The sequence below is a fragment of the Ktedonobacter racemifer DSM 44963 genome, assembly GCF_000178855.1.
Lineage (GTDB): Bacteria > Chloroflexota > Ktedonobacteria > Ktedonobacterales > Ktedonobacteraceae > Ktedonobacter > Ktedonobacter racemifer.
On record NZ_ADVG01000003.1, the window covers coordinates 956,618 to 976,307 of the forward strand.

The 19,690-nt window shown below is 55.5% G+C and carries 15 protein-coding genes and 2 pseudogenes; 4 read left to right on the plus strand and 13 right to left on the minus strand.

Annotated elements, in window-relative coordinates; translation table 11 throughout:
• Positions 1-168 precede the first annotated feature (168 nt).
• A complete protein-coding gene (locus tag KRAC_RS33190) occupies positions 169-744 on the plus strand; it encodes a TetR/AcrR family transcriptional regulator (protein WP_007914916.1) in 576 nt (191 codons plus the stop codon).
• 199 nt (positions 745-943) lie between these two features.
• Here KRAC_RS33190 and KRAC_RS33195 read toward each other — a convergent pair whose 3' ends face one another.
• Together KRAC_RS33195 and KRAC_RS33200 are read right to left on the minus strand one after the other, a co-directional pair.
• A complete protein-coding gene (locus KRAC_RS33195; protein ID WP_007914919.1) occupies positions 944-2,218 on the minus strand; it encodes an MFS transporter in 1,275 nt (424 codons plus the stop codon).
• A gap of 476 nt (positions 2,219-2,694) precedes the next feature.
• A complete protein-coding gene (locus KRAC_RS33200; RefSeq protein ID WP_007914921.1) occupies positions 2,695-3,420 on the minus strand; it encodes an N-acyl homoserine lactonase family protein in 726 nt (241 codons plus the stop codon).
• Between the two features lie 173 nt (positions 3,421-3,593).
• Here KRAC_RS33200 and KRAC_RS33205 point away from each other — a divergent pair, with 173 nt between their 5' ends.
• Complete coding sequence (locus tag KRAC_RS33205; protein WP_007914922.1) at positions 3,594-4,139, plus strand: tetratricopeptide repeat protein; 546 nt, start codon at positions 3,594-3,596, stop codon at positions 4,137-4,139.
• 134 nt (positions 4,140-4,273) lie between these two features.
• On the opposite strand, the gene KRAC_RS33210 is transcribed toward KRAC_RS33205, so the two are convergent.
• The 4 genes from KRAC_RS33210 to KRAC_RS33225 form a co-directional block, all read right to left on the minus strand.
• Positions 4,274-5,011, minus strand: coding sequence for a DUF998 domain-containing protein (locus KRAC_RS33210; RefSeq protein ID WP_244422393.1), 738 nt, complete (start codon positions 5,009-5,011; stop codon positions 4,274-4,276).
• Between the two features lie 9 nt (positions 5,012-5,020).
• Positions 5,021-5,803: an alpha/beta fold hydrolase gene (locus tag KRAC_RS33215; RefSeq protein WP_007914926.1), complete on the minus strand. Its 783-nt coding sequence runs from the start codon at positions 5,801-5,803 to the stop codon at positions 5,021-5,023.
• 82 nt (positions 5,804-5,885) lie between these two features.
• Entirely contained in the window at positions 5,886-6,101 is a 216-nt protein-coding gene (locus tag KRAC_RS33220; protein WP_007914928.1) for a hypothetical protein, read from the minus strand.
• 198 nt (positions 6,102-6,299) lie between these two features.
• Positions 6,300-9,428 (minus strand): winged helix-turn-helix domain-containing protein, encoded by a 3,129-nt coding sequence (locus KRAC_RS33225; protein WP_244422395.1) that lies wholly within the window; start codon positions 9,426-9,428, stop codon positions 6,300-6,302.
• Positions 9,429-9,720: 292 nt separating this feature from the next.
• Here KRAC_RS33225 and KRAC_RS66775 point away from each other — a divergent pair.
• A pseudogene (locus KRAC_RS66775) lies at positions 9,721-9,933 on the plus strand (recombinase family protein); the annotation flags it as partial.
• On the opposite strand, the pseudogene KRAC_RS33230 reads toward KRAC_RS66775, so the two are convergent.
• The 6 genes and pseudogenes from KRAC_RS33230 to KRAC_RS33255 all read right to left on the minus strand — a co-directional run.
• Positions 9,911-10,273: pseudogene (locus KRAC_RS33230) on the minus strand (HIT family protein); the annotation flags it as partial. The pseudogenes KRAC_RS66775 and KRAC_RS33230 overlap by 23 nt on opposite strands.
• An 11-nt stretch (positions 10,274-10,284) precedes the next feature.
• Positions 10,285-11,529 (minus strand): MFS transporter, encoded by a 1,245-nt coding sequence (locus tag KRAC_RS33235; RefSeq protein WP_083814945.1) that lies wholly within the window; start codon positions 11,527-11,529, stop codon positions 10,285-10,287.
• A 133-nt stretch (positions 11,530-11,662) separates the two neighbouring features.
• Entirely contained in the window at positions 11,663-13,504 is a 1,842-nt protein-coding gene (locus tag KRAC_RS33240) for a PAS domain-containing sensor histidine kinase (RefSeq protein ID WP_007914939.1), read from the minus strand.
• A 750-nt stretch (positions 13,505-14,254) separates the two neighbouring features.
• Entirely contained in the window at positions 14,255-15,772 is a 1,518-nt protein-coding gene (gene murA, locus KRAC_RS33245; protein ID WP_007914941.1) for a UDP-N-acetylglucosamine 1-carboxyvinyltransferase, read from the minus strand.
• A gap of 174 nt (positions 15,773-15,946) precedes the next feature.
• Positions 15,947-16,765 carry an NIPSNAP family protein gene (locus KRAC_RS33250; protein ID WP_007914946.1) on the minus strand — a complete coding sequence of 273 codons (819 nt, stop codon included), beginning with the start codon at positions 16,763-16,765 and terminating at the stop codon, positions 15,947-15,949.
• A 296-nt stretch (positions 16,766-17,061) separates the two neighbouring features.
• Positions 17,062-17,580, minus strand: coding sequence for a hypothetical protein (locus tag KRAC_RS33255; protein WP_007914950.1), 519 nt, complete (start codon positions 17,578-17,580; stop codon positions 17,062-17,064).
• A 198-nt stretch (positions 17,581-17,778) separates the two neighbouring features.
• On the opposite strand from KRAC_RS33255, the gene KRAC_RS33260 reads away from it, so the two are divergent.
• On the plus strand, positions 17,779-18,756 hold the full coding sequence (locus tag KRAC_RS33260; protein WP_007914951.1) for a helix-turn-helix transcriptional regulator: 978 nt from the start codon (positions 17,779-17,781) through the stop codon (positions 18,754-18,756).
• On the opposite strand, the gene KRAC_RS33265 is transcribed toward KRAC_RS33260, so the two are convergent.
• Positions 18,741-19,541, minus strand: coding sequence for an arylamine N-acetyltransferase family protein (locus KRAC_RS33265; RefSeq protein ID WP_007914953.1), 801 nt, complete (start codon positions 19,539-19,541; stop codon positions 18,741-18,743). The two genes, KRAC_RS33260 and KRAC_RS33265, sit on opposite strands and share 16 nt — an antisense overlap.
• Positions 19,542-19,690 lie beyond the last annotated feature (149 nt).

The following is a 19,690-nucleotide window of genomic DNA, read 5'->3' on the forward strand; positions in this document are numbered from 1 at the left end:
CTAACTAAGCGAGTGTTGTATAAACAACAGGTGTCGTTTATAATAGTACCATGCTCAATCAAGGGACAAATAACAGAATGTGTTGTCTAAGCAACAAATGTGGCAATGTGTTGTGATATTGTAGCTCAGTGCATGGAAAAATGGGTTCAGGCTTGAAAGGATAGGCGCATGAGTAATCTAACCAAAGGTCTTGATCCGCGTGTAAAGCGTACGCGTACTCTCTTACAGCAGGCATTTCTTGATCTCATGCGCGAAAAGAGCTTCTCCACGATCACGGTGCAGGATATTACCGAGCGCGCCACGGTGAACCGGGCGACCTTCTATGCCCACTTCGAGGATAAATATGCCTTGCTCAATGCCCTGGTACATAGCCGCTTTCAGCAGATGTTAAGTGAGAGGCTGCCGGGAGGCTTCAAATGGGAGCGGCATTCGCTCCAGGTCCTTATCCATATTATCTTTGATTTCCTGGGAGAGGTACAACGGCGCTGGGAGGAAGGGAACCGTCCCTTTGAACCTCTAGTCGCACGCGCGGCCCAGCAGGAATTATATGAACTGCTGCTGCGAGGCATCAAGCAGCACAAGGCCAGTGGCGACTCGCATGGTGATCCCGAGATTGCGGCCACCGTGGCAAGCTGGGCCATCTTCGGCGCCGCCGTCGAGTGGAGCCGTGGCGAGCGCCATCTACCAATCGAGCAGGTCTGCGAGCATGTCCTGACCGTCATCACCCGGGGTATTGCTCTGTAGGATGTAGGGTCCATGCTGGCATGGACTCCGAGGCCGCAGGCCGATACCCAGGCTTGTGGGGAGCAGCGCAGCCCCCCACAGCATTGTCCTGCCAACATTATCGGCTTAATTTTTAAAAGAACTTTTGCAGCGCCCCCCCCAGACATGCTCGGGTTATTTTTTAAAAGAGCATAAGTACGCGTCGCTCCCTCTCTGAAAGCTAGCCCATGCGGCGGATGGCGGGGACGGCCAGGGCGATGAGCGTGAGCAGGATGTTTCCCAGGCCAGCTATGAGGAAGACCAGGCCAGGCCCAAAGCTATCGGTTGCCAGGCCTGTGAGGGCGTAGCCCAGAGGTAGGAGGCTCCAGGCCCCTAATTGATCGATGCTTGAGACGCGTCCGAGCATCTCCTCCGGCACAAGTTCCTGCATTAGCGTGACCCAGATGATCCCAAAGGTTCCCAGGCCAAAGCCGATTAGCGCGCTGGCAAGGATGGCGAGGAAGGGCGCGTATGCTGGAGGCGTTGCGAGACCCAGGAGAAGCTCGGCACAGCTCGCCAGGCCCACGGCGAGATACATGACTGTTCCCCGCTTCGGTATGTTTCGTAGCTGTCCCACGATGAGCGAGGCCAGGATTGAGCCCAGCGCCAGGGCCATGCCCAGGATGCCAAAGAGCCATATATTGGCATTGTATACTGTCTGCACCAGCCTGGGGAGCGTGACCTCAAGTGGACCAGAGAAAAAGATGTTGCCCAGTGCCGCGATAGGGAGCCCAACCAGAAACCAGGGTGAGCTAACGACAAAGCGCCACCCCTCGTGCAGGTCCTTGACGATGTTCTTTAGCGGGTGAGCGTCTTTCTCCTGGGTAGCCTCGCTGGCCTCCGTCTTTGGAGCGACCACGGGAGGGCGCATGGCGAGTAGGCAGACAGCCGAGAAGACAAATGAGAGTCCATCAAAGGCGAAGGCTCCCATTGGTCCGACCAGGGCAACGATGCCTGCGCCAAGGGCAGGTCCCAGCAAGGTGCTTATGTCGCGGCTAAAGGCCGTCAAAGCGTTGGCAGAGGCCAACTGGTCGCGCTCTACTAGCTGAGGTGTCATGGAGCGGTAGGCGGGATGAAAGAAGCCCGCCGCCAGGCCAAAGAGCAGTGCCAGGGCAACCAGGTGCCAAAGCTGGAGTAAGTGCAGCCAGCCAAGCAAGGCGATTAGCAACACAATCACGCCGCGCCCGGCATCTGAGAAGAGCAGGATACGTTGACGTGGAAGGCGGTCGGCGGCCACCCCGCCTAGAAGCAGGAAGATGAGCCGAGGCAGCATCTCCGCCATGACCACTAATCCCATCGCCGTCGCGGAACCGGTTAAGAGTAGCACCTCCCATGCCAGGGCGATGGTAAAGGCCCCATCCCCAAGTGATGAGCAGGTCTGTCCCAGCCAGAGCAGGGCAAAGGGCCGATTTTGTAATGAACGGAGAACGGCTAAACGCCTGGTAAAGGTAGACAAAATGGTTCTCTCCTTACAAGTTTGCTTAGTAAGTACTAAAATTACTTAAAAAAGCGTACGGATAGCATCGGAGAGAAGAAGGAGACGCTACTTAGAATGAGAATTATGCGTGGCGTGTGGTAAATGTAAGTGAAATGTAAAACGGGCAAGCCAGGCAGCGTCAGGAAAAAGTCGAAAGGCGACCTCAGCGAGGGCTTTCATGTACGCTTCTCTTCCGATGAACGCTACTTGCTCATGGATCGTTCTCCTAATCTAAAGAGAGGTGATAAAGAGGGATGCAATCTCTTGCATGGCTCATTATACGGTAACATCCGCAAGCCCGTCAACAGAAATCCTGACGGAGTCAGGGCTTTCCAGCTCACCTCTGGCGTTTGCCTCGGCTCGCAAGTTCGCCAGTAAGTAAGGGGTGCCTGGTGATGGCACGGTGCATATCGCGCCATTATATGCAGACACGTACTTTAGTAGCGCATACCACCCTAAGCGTAAAACTCGGGGGCTTTCTTCAGTTTAGGCCAGTGGTTCTCGTCATGTCCAAAGACGATGAGAGCCACATTTTCGTGCTGGGCGAGATCGAAGAGTTTGCGTGCGCTCTCGGCGGCCCTTGCCGGGTCCAGGTCTGCGCCGTTTTCAGGTAGGCGCGTCTCAGGATTAAGCTCCGACTCCATGGCAGCGGCGTCAATCACCAGCAGCACTGGCCCTGTCTGTGGCAGGAGCACAAGCACCGCCTGGTGCCCAGGAGTGTGTCCACCTGTTTCGATTAATTCGACCCCTGGCGTCAGTTCAGTGTCGCCCTCAATGAGTTGGTAGCGATGTTCTGGGCGGTTCCAGTGGGAGCGCGTGAGAGTGAAGCGTGGGTTCTCACTGGCGCGGGCGAACTCATACTCGGCTCGCTGGACCACAAACTCGGCTTCAGGAAAGGCATCGTGACTTCCACAGTGATCGGGATCGAAATGTGTGCAAACCAGGATGTGAATATCATGTGGTGTCAGGCCCAGCGCGGCAAGCTGCTCAACCACAGAAAATAGCTGAAGTTGCGCCCCACTCATGGGCACAAAGGAGCCGTCAAGCGGGACACCTGTATCGACCAGGATATTCTTGCCATCGCTGGTCTGAATCAAGTAACCGGGGACAGGTGTGCCATCGGATCCAAGAGCCAGTTGCAATAAGTAGAGGCGTATAGGGGTTGATTCAGTAGTAGTCATCTTTTTCCTTCTTGAGCAAGATCATCTTTCAGGTGGAGCAGAACAAGCTTGTTTCTCAGAGGGGCGGCGAGCGCCGCTTCGCTGCTTGTCATGGTATCTCTCTGCATTGTACTATTCAACCATGCTCCATTGTATCAAAGCCCCGCGTTTCAGCGCTACCTCAAAGGAGTGATATGGCAACACACGAATCCTTTTTTCAGCGCTACCAATCTGATGAGCCACAGGCCCTTGCCAGGAAGATTGAGGAGGATTATCAAGAGCTTGCCAGTACGCGTGCCACTGGCGATGACCTGATGCAACTGCGGTGTTTGAGTTCTCTCGGCTCTCGCCTCACGATCGCAGGTCAGGAGGACCTAGCCGCTCCACTGCTCGAACAAGCCCTTGCCCTTAGCAGACAGTTGAACGAGAAACAGCTCGAGGTTGCCACACTGTTACACCTGGCAACGGCACAGCAATATCTTGGAAGGCGCAATCTGGCCCAGGACCTGTTCCAGGAGGCACTAGATAAAGCCAGGGCCTATGAGCAGCCTGAGTACGCCGACTTTATCCTGCATCACCGAGGCCGCTGTTTTGTTGAACAGGGGAAGCTCACCGAGGCCAGAGCCTGCTTTGAACAGGCCCTGCTTCTCCGCAAGCAGAAAGGCAATCAGCGAGGTATCGTGGCAACACAAAGTGCCCTGGATGCGCTCCAATCAATGGAAGAGCTATTAGAACAATGAAATGGATCTACTTAATATCGACCTACTTTTCCTTCCTTTTTCACCCAATTTACTAGTTCCCCAAGCACTGGTATGGGAGGAAGGTCTTTCATACCAGTGCAAAGGCAGGCGTGGGTACTGTTTGAGCCTTGTCCTCAGGTCCGCATTGTCAACAATCTCAGAGACAGAACCGAAATCCATGTCCAGCCGAGCACGACCGCAACATCGAAGGCCAGGATGACGACCGTCGCGATAGCCCCGCCAGCGCTGGAGCCAACCGCGATCCCCACAAAGGCGGCGAAGAAAAGCACTCCGGTTGTTGCGGAGTAGACCGCCCATCCCCGCAGTCGTTGGGCGGCAAAACGACGGGCGAGCACGAAACACGCGGCGATCAGCCCAATGAAGCCAATCGCTCCACTGACGAAGTGCAGTAGACCGTGCCAACTGACCGCGTGTGCGTCGGCTGGCGTACCGGGCGGGAAGCCGTGAGCAGGATCGGCGATGAAGAAGCCCGCGCCAATCAGACCGAGCCCATAGATACCCAGAAGGATTGGCCCCCAAGTTCCACCCCGGCTGCCGCGCAGAACCCGCCGCATGCCGAGCGCACCAGCGATGGTGAGCAGGCCCGTCAGGATGAACAGGCTGATATGAATCCACCCCAGGTTGCCGTTGCTCATCAGGCTCAGATCGTGGCGGGTGGGATCATAGCCGGGACGGGTGAGCATCTCGATCGCCCCGACGATGACGTAGAGGGGACCAGCGACCATGCCCCCGCTGAGCAGCACGCTGGTCAGCTTTGTGGCAGCTCTGGTGCCGGCCTGTGAAATGCTGTGTTGCATACCTCTCTCCTTTTTTGCTCGCACAGCCCTCGCAGCGTGAGGAGGGCCACGCATCTTCTCCGCTTAGCCTTGAAAGAACTCGAGCAAAACGGGAGCCATCGCCTCATCAGCCACATTATGCGGCTGACCGGCAATGGTGGAGCGTTGGGCGTGGGGCAGGACCCGGGCTACCGCATCCGCAGCCTTGCTGATCCAGGGGGTTGTTCCACCGTCAATCACGAGCGTTTCGACTGTTACCGTTGCGACCCGCTCTATGGGCAGCGAGAAGTCGCCCGTCAGGATGGCGTCGTAGACGAGCGTATGGGCGAACACTTCCTGGGCTGGCCAGAACGGAGCATGGCGCATCTGGGCAACGAATTCGGCGGGCATGCCCACGGCCTTCGTCATCCACAGTTCGATCATGTCACCGCGCCGATCCTCAGCCAGCATCTTCTCAAGCTGCTCCCTGTAATCCTGAGGAAGAGGAGGCCGAGCGCCTTCCAGGAAGTATGGGGGCTCCCACACGGCCAGCTTCTTCATCCTGGGTGCAAGCCCACGTGCCGCTGCCTCCAGAGAGAGCATCCCCAGGGCAGATGTTCCATAGACGAAGGCTGAGCCACCTGCCTCCGAGATGATGGCATCGAGATCTTCTCCCTCGCGCTCGACGACATAGGGAGGGGTAAACCCACTTTCGCCGTGTCCTCGACGATCAAAGTTGTAGACCGTGAAGTGCTCGGCCAGCAGTCGGGCCAATCCCGCCTGCTGTGAGTGGTCTCCAAGCACGCCACCTACCAGGATCAGCGCGGGTCCCTGGCCGATCTTCTCAAAGGCGATAACGGTGCCATCTTTTGACGTAACATGTTGCATGAATATCTCCTTTTTTCTCTTCTCGACTGAATTATCAATGAATAGATCTCCCTATACGCTCGGTGGCTGCCGGATGGAAAGATCACCCCTCATCTGGCCTCTTTTCGCTGCATTGGAGCGAAAGGAGCCTCAAGTGTAAACCATCAATCTTTAGCAGCACGCCATAGAGAGCGGCCTGGTCGGGAAGGGTACCGGAAAGCTGTGAGGTGCCAGCTTCCTCATGAACGATGTGCAGATTCTCCAGCCACTCTTGCCAGGAGGGGTCCAGGTGCCCCTGAACGCGGATCGAAACATACATTTGGTACGCCTCCTGATGGTGCCGTATTGACATGCTTTGCTCATTGCCTCGTCGGCAATTGGTTCTGCACTGTTCTTGCAGCTTGAGCAAAGTATAGCCGGCAGACGGGGAGCATGACATCACCTGTCTTCGCGATGTTTAGGGTGAACGCTGGCAAGGGCGTTGGGGAGGAACGGAAGGATAGTCTTCATCTAGGAGTCAGAGGAGGTTCAGACGTGTCGTCACCGCCATAGCTTCGGTGCGGCGGCTCACGCCCAGCTTGCGATAGATGCTGCTGACCTGGCTCTTAATCGTATTGAGGGATACTACCAGGGTTTGGGCCATCTCGGCATAGGTCTGCCCAACCATCAGCAGCCGTAGCACCTGCTGCTCCTGGCGAGACAGTGGTGAAAGCAGGGCTTGTGGATGCCGATGGTTGGAAAGATGGGCGGCTTGTGCGTGAGCTGACTCATGCCCTTCCTGCTCGGAGGCCGCAAGGATTCGCAAGACGTAGGGCCTGAAACTGGCAACCGTGCAGGACTCGTCATGGTGGGGCACCTCCAGCAGCATCGTGAGAGCCTGCTTCATGAGTGGGCCAGCATCCAGATAAACACGCAGCATGCCCTCTGGCTCGGTCAATGTCAGTAGACGGGTCGCGACGTTCTGCGCACGCGTGCTCTGGCCTGCATGGAAGAGGGCCACCACAGAGAGGGCCAGGAACGAGAGCGCCGACGGGGGATCGCCAGGCCGATCCAGATAGTGGCTGAAGCTGTCGAGCGTCTCAACAGCCTGAGCATAGTGCCGCTGTGCAATAGAGACATGGATGAGCGTCAATGCCTCTTCTTTCCGCAAGGGGTTCCACGCCTCTGATGAAAGTGTTGTCTGCGCCGCCCATTGTGACGCTTGCGCCAGCTTCCCCTCCGCGACCCACCACTGCACACGAAGAGCGATCAAGGAAGCCCTATGGGTGGCCAATCCTTCTTGTTCCACCAGCGCTGTGAGCTGTTCGAGAAACTCTTGCGCGGTAGAGAAATCCTCTCTCGCCAGCGCAAGCCGCACTGACAGAATCTTCTCCCTGACCAGCAGATCGATCAATTGCCATTCCTGCGCGATCTGTCGCAAACAGGAGAGCCAATCAGCCGCCTCCTCCAGGCGATTCCTGGCATACGCGACCTGGAACAGGAAATGATACACATAGCCTACCAGAATGGTGCGCGCACCATTCTGTTCGACCAGGGCAAGGATTTCCAGGCACTCTTGCTGCGCTAGCTGCAACTGCGCGGCCTGAGTATAAGCAAAAGCGAGCCAGCATCTTACGCGGATGGTGACGAGTGAGTCTCCTGCCTCCATCATCTGCTGCTTCGCAGTAAGCAACCGCTCGATCAGAGAAGCGCCCTTCCCCAGCAGCAGCGCCTCCCACCAGAAAATGAAGTAGAGCGGGATCACATTCCAGTGGGCCTCCTCATCTGGGGGCAGTGCTTCCATCTCCAGCGTGAGCAGGCGCAGGCCCTCCTGGTTGCCATCCTTGATGATCGTCATGACTGTCGCCAGGGCACGCAAGACACGCAGACGCCGTCCGATCAAGGCAACCTCTGCATCGGAGAGTACCAACTCCGACTTCCTCCGCAGAATCGCTTCCATGCGTCTATGGATTCGCTCTACCTGGGCCTGCATGTTAGAATGGACCAGTTGCGTTGCTATCGTGATGGAGTTGACCAGGTGAAAAGCGGCATTAAGAGCCAAGCGCAAATACACACGCAAAACAGGATCTGGCAGGGATAACATCCAGGTGTAGACGGTCTCAACTTCTCCATGCAACCACAAGGCAGGAGCGGCTCTCTCCATCAAGGAGGCAGCAAAGGAGAAGTCCTGGGCGGCCTGCGCGTGGGTAATGGCCTCCCGCAGCTCGCCCTGTGCTTCATACCAGCGCGCGGCCCGAATGTGTAAGAGGGAAACGAGTTCTGGCTGGCTGGCGTGCAAACGTGCTTGTAGCGCTTCTCGAAACAGGTCGTGATAACGATACCACTCCCGCCTGGAATCCAGCGGAATCACAAGGAGGTTCGCCCGCTCCAGCTCTTCGAGCAGCTGCTGGCTTGCTTGAAGAGTCGGCAGTGATGTGACTGCCTGGACCAGAGCAGCATTCATACTCGTCACCACGCTCGTCTGGAGCAGAAAATCCTGTACCCGTTGGGGGAAGTGCGTGATAATGTCCTGTTGGACATAGTCCAGCAGATAGCGGTGGGAGCCTCCAAAGTCCTTCACAAAAGCGGAAAGATCCTGCTGCTTGCGCAAGGAGAGCGCGGCCAGGTGCAGCCCGGCGATCCAGCCTTCTGTCCGTTCCAGGAGGATGGCGATGTCATCTGCCGAAAGCGGCAGAGCCATCCCATCACGCAGGAAGCGGGCGGCCTCTTCATGGCTAAAGCACAAATCGCTGGAGCGTATCTCGATCAACTGCCCTTTCACGCGCAAGCGAGAGAGAGGAAGCCGCGGATCAGTGCGCGTGGAGAGAACCAGATGCGCTCTCGCTGGCAGATAATCGAGCAGGAAAGACAACCCTTCGTAGATGGCCTGATCCTCGATCAGATGGAAGTCATCCAGAATCAGAATGATTTCCTGGTGAAGCAGGGCGATGTCGTTGAGCAGCGAGACCAGGATCGTCGAGAGCGGGAGTGCCTCTCGCGCATACAGGAGGGCGAGTGCCTCCCCTCCTGGCGTGGGATCATAGCAGCGGAGGGCGGCAATACAGGATGCCCAGAAACGTACTGGATTGGTATCCGAAGCATCCAGAGAAAGCCAAGCCACCGGATTCTTCTGGCGGCTTGCCCACGCAGAAAGCAGAGTCGTCTTCCCGCTCCCAGCGGAGGCAGAAACAAGGGTTAATGGGTAGGTGTAGACTGCCTCCAGCTCAGCGAGCAGACGTGAACGCTCGACCAGAAAACTCGGCAGGCGAGGAGGAGAGAGCCTGGTGGAGAGTAAGGCAGAGAATGAGTGAGGGGAAGAAGCACTTTCTTGCGCCTGTCGTTCAGCCTCCTGCGAGAGCGCCTTCGCAGTCTCCTCTAAGCGTGCGAGCGAGATCTTGTCCGTAGAGCCCAGATAGCGCTTGCGATTGCGACCCTGTGTGGTGTGATAGGCATACCAATAGCCTGCTCCCCTCTTGCGCACCTCTTTGAGCACATTGAGATGACCACATTGCCCTTGAAAGGAGAAGGAGGAATGGCTGGCTAACCAGGTCAGCCACGGTTCCTCCTTGCCAGTCTCCAGTTTCAGCGGTGGCTGGTCAGGAGTAAGAAGAATATAGGTCTTGCTCTGGGCAGACCACCTGAGCATATGAAGAGCTGACCTTGGCATCGAATCCTTTCCCTCAATCTGGTTTCTCCCCAACTCCCCAACTGAGGGGGAGTATAGCACATAACGCCACCAGCAGGGAAGCTTCCGGCTCCTCGCTATCAGCCAGGGGCAGTTTAGGGTCGCAAAAAACGACCGTTTTTTTGACACTAATTGTTCAGCTTTCCTGATGCGGCTCCGCATGACATCCGTGAGCGTGATGCTGAGATTTGACCACTCTCAAAAAACGTGCCAAAATCAAAGTCTCAGTTTCTTCCCACTGAGATGAGTATGTGACACTAAATGCAGAGGTTCTATGAAGATTGGCTATATCCGAGTCTCCAAGCAGGAGCAAAATGAGGCGTTGCAGAGAGATGCCTTAAAGGAAGCAGGGTGTGAGAAGTACTTCCATGATACCATGACCGGATCAACATTCGAGCGCGAAGGATTGGAGGAGGCTCTGGCATTCGTGAGGCCAGGGGACACGTTCATGGTCTGGAAACTGGATCGTTTGGGTCGTTCTCTCCAGGGTAGCGGGGAATGAGGTGCATATGTAGATGCTGGACTCCATGACCACTGACCAGCGCATAGATATGCTCGGCCTGTTCACTTTGCTTGAGAGCACGGCTCAAACGCGCGATCAGTAATCCCAGAGCTTGAGCCTCTTCATCGGTCTGCTCAGCCAGGTCGGGAGTGTGCCGTTTGAGTTCCGCCATGATGTAACCCAGGTAGACTGGCTCTTCTGGACTGTAGATGTGCCCGGCATAGACGAGGTTATCTTCATAAATCGCGCCGCCCGCGACGGCAATTTCTCCCCGGTGTTTGCGACAGATAAAGCAGTCGCGCTCTTCCTCGCTCAACTTCTGCATAGGTTCCCTTCTTATGCGCGCCCGGCATGGATGACGTGTTTATTGACAGACGTCAGGATCGCCAGGAGCAACGCACAGGCTGATAGAAACAGGATCGCTGGAACTACTTGAAACCATTGGATCAACAGACCAGTCAAGGCAAAGCCGAACGGCTGGAAGCCAAAGGCCAGCAGGCGAAAAACACTGTTGACGCGTCCCTGGAGTTCGTCGGGAATCAGCGAGATCCGATAGCTAAACTGGACCACGTTATAGATGGGGCCTGCCACGAAGAGGCACGCGGAGATTACTCCCAGCAGGAGCGGATTAGGAGCTATCGCGTAAAGCGGAAAGCACAAAGCCTCAAACCAGATGAGGCAAATAATGACCGGGCCAAAGCGGTAGCGCTTCTGAATTGGCGCGCCCAGCAAAGAGCCGATAATCGCCCCGACTCCACCAATAGTCAGGATCGTTCCATAGGCCAGCGAAGAGCCGTGCTGCTGTTTGACCAGAACCAGGAGAACTGGGAGTAAACCCGCGCCGATAAAGTTGCAGCCGCCTGTGAGAAAGGCTATATAGCGAATGAGTGGCTGATGCCAGAGCCAGGCAAGACCCTCATGAATTTCAGCCAGCAGTTTGCGCTGCTGACCCTCCTGGCGTTTCCCCTGAAAAGGCACTCTGATAAAGCTCAATGTGATTACAGAGATCACGTAGGAGATCGCGTCAGCCAGAAATGGCACAAATTGGCTCAGTGTGTAGAGAGCGCCGCCGAGTGCCGGACCGACGAGTACTGTGGTACCCGTAGTCGCCTCATTCTGCGATGTGGCCAACGGAATCTGTTCTTTACTGACAACCTGGGGCAGACAGGAGACTTCAGCCAGGTTAAAGAAGACGTAGAATGTCCCTTCAATCAGCGTATTGGCGCAGATCTGGGCGACGGTCAGGCGTCCCAGCCACATCACGACAAGCACACTTGCCAGATTGATGGCCCGACCAGTATCACAGACGATCATCAGGCGTTTGCGATCCCAACGATCAATCAACGCGCCTACGATCAGGCTGAGAAAGATATAGGGCAATGTGCCGAGGCCGCCCACCAAGCCAACTAACGCCGCCGAATGCGATAGGTCCCAGACCAGGAGCGGGTAGGCGGTCTGGGTAACCGTTGTGCCAAGGGACGAGAACGCCTGACCACTCCACAGCAGCATAAAATCACGGTTGCGCCAGAGGGCCATGCGGCCTCCCCTGTTCGTCCCTTCCCTGGTGACAGTTGACTTCATGAATCCTCTCCATCAAATGGTGGCACCCCGACGGCGGGCCATCTGCGACCCAATACCTCCTGCATATTGAATTAGAACAGGAGTTTGATGGTAAGTATATAGATGTGTTCCACTTCTGTCAAATCACCCTGTTTTAAGTTTGCTGTGCAAAGGGGAGGTAGACGGTAAAGATGGAGCCCTTGCCCTCCTCGCTCTCGACGGTAATCGAGCCGTGGTAATGCGTGATGATCTCGTAGGTGATGTAGAGGCCCATGCCCAGGCCGGAGAAGGCCTTCTCGCTTGTTCCATACGCGCCACGGTTGAAGCGCTCAAAGATCTTCTCGCGCTGGGAGGCTGGTATACCCACGCCATGATCGCATACTTTAATACAAATCCATTGCTCGCTTTCTGACAGAAAGATATCCACCTCATGGGCCTCGGGAGAGTATTTTGCCGCATTCGTTACCAGGTTGGTCACGACCTGGTTGAAGCGTTGCTGGTCGCACACAAGGGCATGATGTAGGTGTCCATGCAGGATGAGCACATGGTCGGCAAGCGTAGGTTGAAGTACCTCAATGGTTTCGTGAAGCACTTTGTCAGGGTCGAGAATTTCGTCTTCATAACTGAACAAACCCATCTGGATTTTTGAGACGTTCAACAGGTCGTCAATAAGACGCTTTAAGGCATCAACCTGCAACTCCATACGCATAAGAGCATAGTTTGTGCGTTTATCCCCTTCTTTTTGTACTCTGCGGCGCAGAAATTGGATCAGCATTTTGAGCGAGGTAATAGGTGTCTTTAACTCATGGCTGGCGAGGCTGATAAACTCATCTTTGCGCTTTTCTAGCTCCTTCCGTGCGGTGATATCCACAAAAAAGCAGATGGCTTTTCCACTCTCTTTATCAAGTAACGCTATCCCTACTACCACAAGGATACGCTTCCCATCGGGACGCTGATATTCCTTCTCATATGGCTGACAGGTACCACTCTCCAGCAATTCCTGGATCGCCTTCTCATCTCGCTCAAGATACTCTGGTGGCGTCAATTGGTCCCACCGCACCTCACCTCTATTCATATCTTCGCGTGTCCCCCCCAACATCTGTAAATATGTGTCGTTCGCCTCCCACACACGCCCATAAATATCGGTGATACCGATACCAATGATATTAGCATCAAACAGGGTGCGAAATTGCAACTCTCTCACACGTAGCGCGACCTCAACCATCTTTTTGTCATGGTTATCTGCGCTTGTGCCACACCAGCCAACAATGTTGCCCTGCGCATCACGTATGGGCGTAGTGTGAACCAGGAACCAGCGATATTCGCCAGTTGCCCCATTTCGTAAGCGATATTCGTTCTCGCCGGGTTCTCCCGTGCGGATCATACCATACCATGTTGCCAGTGCCTTCTGGCGGTCATCGGGATGTACATATTTACTCCAGTCATCCCCACTCGATTGTTCAATAGATGCCAGGGTATAATTACTCCACTGCTTATTCAAGTAGTCGATATAACCGTCAGGTCGAGCGGTCCAGATGATAGTTGGAATGGCGTCAATCAAAAAATGCTTTTCATCCTCTAAGCGTTTGCGCTCAGTGACGTCAAATCCAGTCCAGATAAGATACTCACCCTGGCTTGTGCTATCAAGAAATGGCATGATCGTGGCGTCGATGTCACGGTAAAAAGTGGGGCGAGGGCACACGCGTATATCAAAACGTACTGTCTCGCCTCTCATAGCCCGTTTCATGACCTCTCGGATCTGGCGTTGCGTTTCGAGGGAGTACGACCACCAGGGCCTCTCCACAACATACTTACCTACAAGATCATTCAGGCTCATGCCGGTATCTTCTAAGATGGTGTGATTCACTTCCAGGATGCGGCCATCGCGTGTCATGACAATAAGGCCAAACCGGGTGCCGTAATTGACAACTTCGCGATATCTTACAATATGTTTCACTCTCGCCGAGATATTATCAATTTGTGGCTCCTGACTCATAAAGCCTGCCCCTTTTAACCCGCAAAGCCAGGGCTATCCTTTCCCTACAGCAAGAGCAAAGATCCTTTTTGTTCGCTCGTGGTCACATCTCTACTTTTACTCTTTTACCAAACTTGTTCTGCTTTAAAATAGCTCAACACTTATTATGCTCTCTACAATGCCACACATATATCATAGACAAAAACACAAGGCAAACCATTAGGGATATTTAGCTCGCAGAAGAAGTTCTTTGGCCTCTTTCCGTTATTCCAACAGTGTTTTGGAACCTCATCTTAGCGGCACATTATCTCATAGCGGTAATGATGCCATAAAGCTAGAGAAATGAGGCGCAGAGGCTTGAGCATTATTTTTGGGGAGCGAGCGTCAGACTCGCCGCAGGCAACAAAAAGGTGGTCATCGCCTCCACAACCATCGTGCGGCAGTGCCTCAAGGTGGCCCCGTCCAACTGGAAGGCCCCCACGTAGGAATCGGCAAAGGGGTCACCCACCTCACATATAGCGTCAAGAAGTAGGACGAAACGTCATGCGCTGCTAAAGTACGCGTCTACATATAATGGCGCGAATACCCCGTATCATTATATGTAGACGCGTGCTTATGCTGTTTAACTAATTAATTGCCAATGATTGCGATTGCAATTACCATGTTATTTGGTTAAAGAGCATTAGCAGCGCCGGGCTACAGATAATACCGTGCTCAAAGCAGAGGCGACCAGGAGAGTCTCATCTTCCTGGTCGCCTGCTACTTGCATTCTTAGAGGAGTACGCTGGTCCTTTCGCGCTCTTCGGAGATGGTGAGGCCGAGCTGGGTGAAGCGGCGGATGACGGCGCTACAGCCGCGCTCGATCATGCTGGCGTTCTCGATGATGGTCTCGCCCTCGGCGACGGCTCCGGCGAGGACCAGGGCCATGCCTGCCCGCAGGTCGAGGGCCTCAACGGTCGTACCTACGAAGGCGGTGGGACCCTTGACCACCGCCGCTTCTCCGTCCAGGCCGATTTGCGCACCCATGCGGTTGAGCTCCTGTGCGGCGGCGAAGCGTTTGTTGAAGACGGTCTCGCGAATGTAGGAGGTACCCGAGGCACAGCAGGCCAGGGCCATCATCTGCGGTTGCAGATCGGTGGCGAAGCCGGGATAGGGCCAGGTGGTGATATTAATCGGACGCAGAGTGGAGGGGCGGCGCACACGAATGACGGGACCTTCCTGCTGTAACTCGACGCCCATCTGCTCTAGCTTGGCGCGGGCCACACCAAAGTGGCGCAGTTGCGCGCCAATCAGCTCGACATCGCCCTGGGTGGCCGCCGCCAGCATGGCGAAGGTGCCAGCGTCGATGCGGTCCGGCATGATGGTGTACTCTACGCCGGAGAGCTCGGAGACACCTTCAATCTGGAGCACGCCCGTGCCTATGCCGGAGATGCGCGCCCCCATCAGGTTGAGGAAGTTGGCGACATCGGCGATCTCAGGTTCGAGCGCGGCGTTCTCGATGATGGTGGTTCCCTGCGCCATACAGGCCGCGACCATCAGATTCTCGGTTCCAGTGTGGCTGGGAGTATCCAGGTAGAGATAGTTACCCTGCAAGGATCCCTCGCGGCTCACGTCGATATTCTCCCCTTGCTCGCTTACCGTGGCCCCCAGGCGCGCGAAGCCGCGATAGTGGAAGTCCAGGCTGCGCTTGCCCAGGCTACAGCCACCTACGGTCTCAATCGCGACATTCCCCACACGCTGGAGCACGGGCGCCAGGAAGAGCACGGAGGCGCGGAAGCTACTCGTCAGGCGCTCGGCAAGGATGCTCGCATTCAAGTTGGAGGCATCGACTACCAGTACCTGGTCCTCCTCGTGGAGGGTCATTTTGACGCCCAGGGAGCGCGCCAGCTCAATGGCAGCGTAGACATCGCGAATCAGGGGTACATTGCGCAGGATAGTCTGGCCCTTGGAGACCAGGAGCGAGGCGGCAATAATGGGAAGCGCGGCGTTCTTCGCGCCTTGCACCACTACGGAACCCTCTAGCCTCTGTCCACCCTCGATGCGATAGCGTAGCGCCTGGCTGTTCAGCATGTCCCGCTGGGCCTCTTTGATGAAGTGCTGGGGATTGACCTCAAGCCAGTCGCAGAGACGCAGGAAGGTCTCGACATCCAGCATCTTGCCGTTCTCGATGCGCGAGAGGGTCGCCGGGCTGACATTGCCGATCTCCTGCGCGATATCGCGTAGCCCCCGATCACCACGCCTCTCCTTCAAAAGGACCGCCAGTTGCTGTGTATCTAACATACTTCCCATGATTGCTTTCTCCTACTCTTTTCGTTTCTCACATGAGACGATTGTATAACACATGAAACAAAACTGTCAAGAAAGCAGTGATTTGCTGTGGATGTGTGGCATGGTCGAATGTCCATGCCACACATCCACAGCAAATCACTAAATAGGAATAGCTCTTGTATTTACTATACTCCTCTATATGTTATGGGCAGAGGAACAATGGCGCATGAGGGAGCGCCGGGCCGGTAATAATTCCAGTACTTCTTGTGGCCTTGCCAGCCATTCTTGCAGGGTAGGAGTAAGGGTCGCGGTCCAGGTATCGCTTTCGGAGAGCGCAGAGAGATAGCTCTCGTATGCCGCTTCGTCGGCAAAGGAGGCAAACCAGGCGAAGATGTGCTCACCTTCGCGTACCGGCAGTGCAGGAAAGGTATTTTTACTGGCCTCTGTAACGAAATATCCTGAGATATCTGCGCCAGCCGCACGCTGTACAGGGACCACCTCTTTTTCGAAGAACTCGACGAATCTCGCTTCAACCGGGGTGGTGAATGTGTAGAGAGTCGCGATAATAATTCCGCCCGCCGCCTCTAAAGCATCTTGATCCGGACGGTTGTTCAGGTCAAGATGAAATCCGCTGGCAGGGCTGGCAGGTTTGAGCAACAGTACATTATCCGAGTCAATCATCGTATCGTTGGCGGCATCTCGATGCTCTCGCCAGACAGGACCGTAATAGAAGCCCTGGAGAGCCTGGCGACGTGCCTCCATATCGGTAAAGCCACGCAGCCAGACGAATTGATCGAGCCTGTTGCGTCGGCGAAACTGACCCAGAACGTGCGCCCCAACTTGCTCCTGCCCCTCGATAAAATGCTCCTCAAACAAGGCAATCAGCTCATCGCGCTGGCCAGGCTTGAGCGTATATTGTCGTAGCTCGATGATGGAGCTATATGCCTCTCCGGCCTGCTCCGGCGCTTGTGAAACATCCTGTTCTTTGTTTATCTGAGTGTTTGTATCTGACATTCCTCTTAATCCCTTCTGCTTATGCTCTTTGACGAATAACTATGGGAAAGGCAACCCATCGTGCGAAACGGCTCCAAAATCTGGTAGGGACCCGCTGCGCCCCCGAATGGGGGGTTTATCGCGTCCAAAGGCGATTAATCGCCTGTAGGCGCAGCCCAAAACGTTTCCTCTTGAGAATGTTGCGTTTCCCAAACAAAAACCGGCTTGCGCCGCACTGCCATGAATGGCCTTCGGACACGCTAAAGCTGATCCCTACCGAGATATCCGCCTCGCTTTTCATGCATGTATAGATCCTGCTATTCTCGGGTGAAGTTCATGACCCAATTTGTTTCCCAGTGCTCGCCTCCGTCGAAGGAGAAGGCCTGCTGCCAGCGTACTGTTGTCGCCGTGATCTCATCCCAGATCAGGCGGAGATGCAGGGGCTGACCATCCGGGGTTTCGATAACCTGAAAGAAGGTGCCAACTCCTGCTTCAAATGTTCCAACTACCGGTCTGAGATCGAGTAGATTGCGGTTGTCGATCCAGATAATCGACCATTGCTGAGTGGTGGGCTCGAAAGCCTTTACACTGTATCCGAGCAATTTCTCCCCTGAAGGAAGGATGCCCTCCCAGTGTTCGGCAACAGCCCGGCCTTCGAGTTGTTTTTCAAAGCGGGAACGGGCTGGAAATTCGTCCCACTCGATCTCTTCTTTTCCTCCCAGAGCTTGCTCGGGCAAGAAGAAGTATTGCTTCTTCTTACGCCTGTTCACCACCTTCCAACTGCCAATAAGCGCATCGAAATCATGACTCAAGTCCTGGTTATTCTCATATGCCATATGTCTACTCGCTTTCTGTTCTGGCCCGCTACTTGCGTACGCAACTACTTGGGCTACGCCCTAGCGGACACAGACTACTGGCGGACGTCGCCTGTATCTGTAGGGTCCATGCAAGCATGGACTTACTTTTTGTAGTATAGGGCTAAAAGGTGGTAATATTGACCCTAATTAAAGCGAGTTTGAGACAGGAGGGAAAAAGTGGTCTATCGTCCGACGGCACGCGTCTTGACGGTCCTGGAATTGCTGCAATCGCATGGGCGCATGACTGGGAACGAGCTGGCGCACCGACTGGAGGTCAATATCCGCACGGTTCGGGATTACATTGAGACGCTAAGCGACCTGGGTATCCCTGTGGAGGCTGAGCGGGGCCGCTATGGGGCCTACCGGCTCAGGCCCGGCTACAAGCTTCCTCCACTTATTTTCACCGAGGATGAGGCCCTGGCCCTGACACTGAGCCTGATGATGGCTCGCGAGAACGGCCTTGCGCAGACCTCGCCCGCGTTTGAAGGGACATTGGCAAAGATCGAGCGCGTCCTGCCCATATCGACACGTGAGCGCATCCAGGCGGTTGGGGAGACCGTGATCTTCGAGAACAGTTCAGCGCATGCGGCGCCTTCAATCGTGGCTGTGATGATGCTGAGTACCGCTGTCCAGAGTGAGCGCAGCGTTCGTCTGAGCTACCACCCCCCCGGCTCAGAGGTAACTGAGCGTCTATTTGATCCTTATGGCGTGGTCGCGCATGAAGGCTTCTGGTATACCATTGGTTACTGCCACCTGCGCCAGGCTCAGCGCCTCTTCCGCCTCGACCGTATCGTTAAGATTGAGATGACGAGCGAGCCGTTTCGGCGCCCAGAGAACTTTGAGACGCTCCCCGCCGTCCAGCGCGCCCTGGCCTCCGTTCCTCGCGTATGGCAGGTTGAGGTCTGGCTGGAGACAACATTGGAGGAGGCGCAGCGCAAAAGCCGGCTTTCAAAGGGGCATTTTACAGAGGTCAATCAAGGGGTTCTTGTGCGTAGCGAGGTGGGAGATCTGCCCTGGATGGCGCGCTTGCTTGCTGGCATGGGCCTTCCCTTCGTCATTCATCACCCACCCGAGTTACGCGAGATGGTGCGCCAGTACGCGCTCACGCTCATGGGCTATGCCGAAAGAACCAGGGAGGGTCAGGCAGAGGTGTAAAAACGGAGGCGTGTCTCTGGCAGAAGTGTAATGCCGAAATGGCGGATTAGCACGGCCCGGTACTCCTCCTCCGTCTGGATCTCGCAAAGGGAACGTTCAGCGCTTGAGGAGATGGCGAGTTTGCGGTCGCAGAGCGTGATGCGCCCGGTCTCTGTCGCCCGCGTAAAGAGGAGATTCTGCGTGAAGTAAGACTCTGGCGAGGTCTCTTGATAGCGGCACCTCTCAGCAAAATGGTGTATCTCGTGTGGCTGGAGTTGGAAACGGTAGAGCGACTCCCAGGCGCTGTTCCTGGCTCGCTGCACGGTCCAGTACGCGCTCTCGCGGTGCAGGCGATAGCGATGATCGTGAAAGGCCTGGACAACTTCGGCCTCAACCTTTAAGGGATGCCTGAAAGAGCTACTAAAGCCGACATCCGCCAGCCAGTCGCCATCCGCGAGATGCACCAGTAAAGCCAGGTGATCGAACTCGGGACCAAAGTGTACATGATCGTGCGCGACGCCAGCGGAGATTAGCGAGACGCGAAAGCCCAGCCTGCGTAGTAGAGTGGCAAAGAGGCCATTCAACTCATAACAGATGCCCCCGCGCCGCATGAGTACGATCTTCTTAAAGAGCGCCACCTCGTCCAGGCAGAGAGATTGGCCGCAGTGGATATCCAGATTCTCAAATGGGATCGCGATGAGATGTGCCTCGTGTAATACCTTCAACGTCCCCAACGTCGGCTCCAGACCGCCTGGGACCACCGGTCCCGAAGCCGAGCAACGACGCAGATAATCCATAACATCCATAGGCACTCTCCTCGCATACTCTTCTATATACCCAGTATAACCCGACCATAGAAGTGCCTGGGCGAGGGTATGTGATGGCGGCGTGTCGCAGCCACGCCGCCATCACATACCCTCGCCCAGGCGAGCCACGCAGTGGCGAGAATACGCTG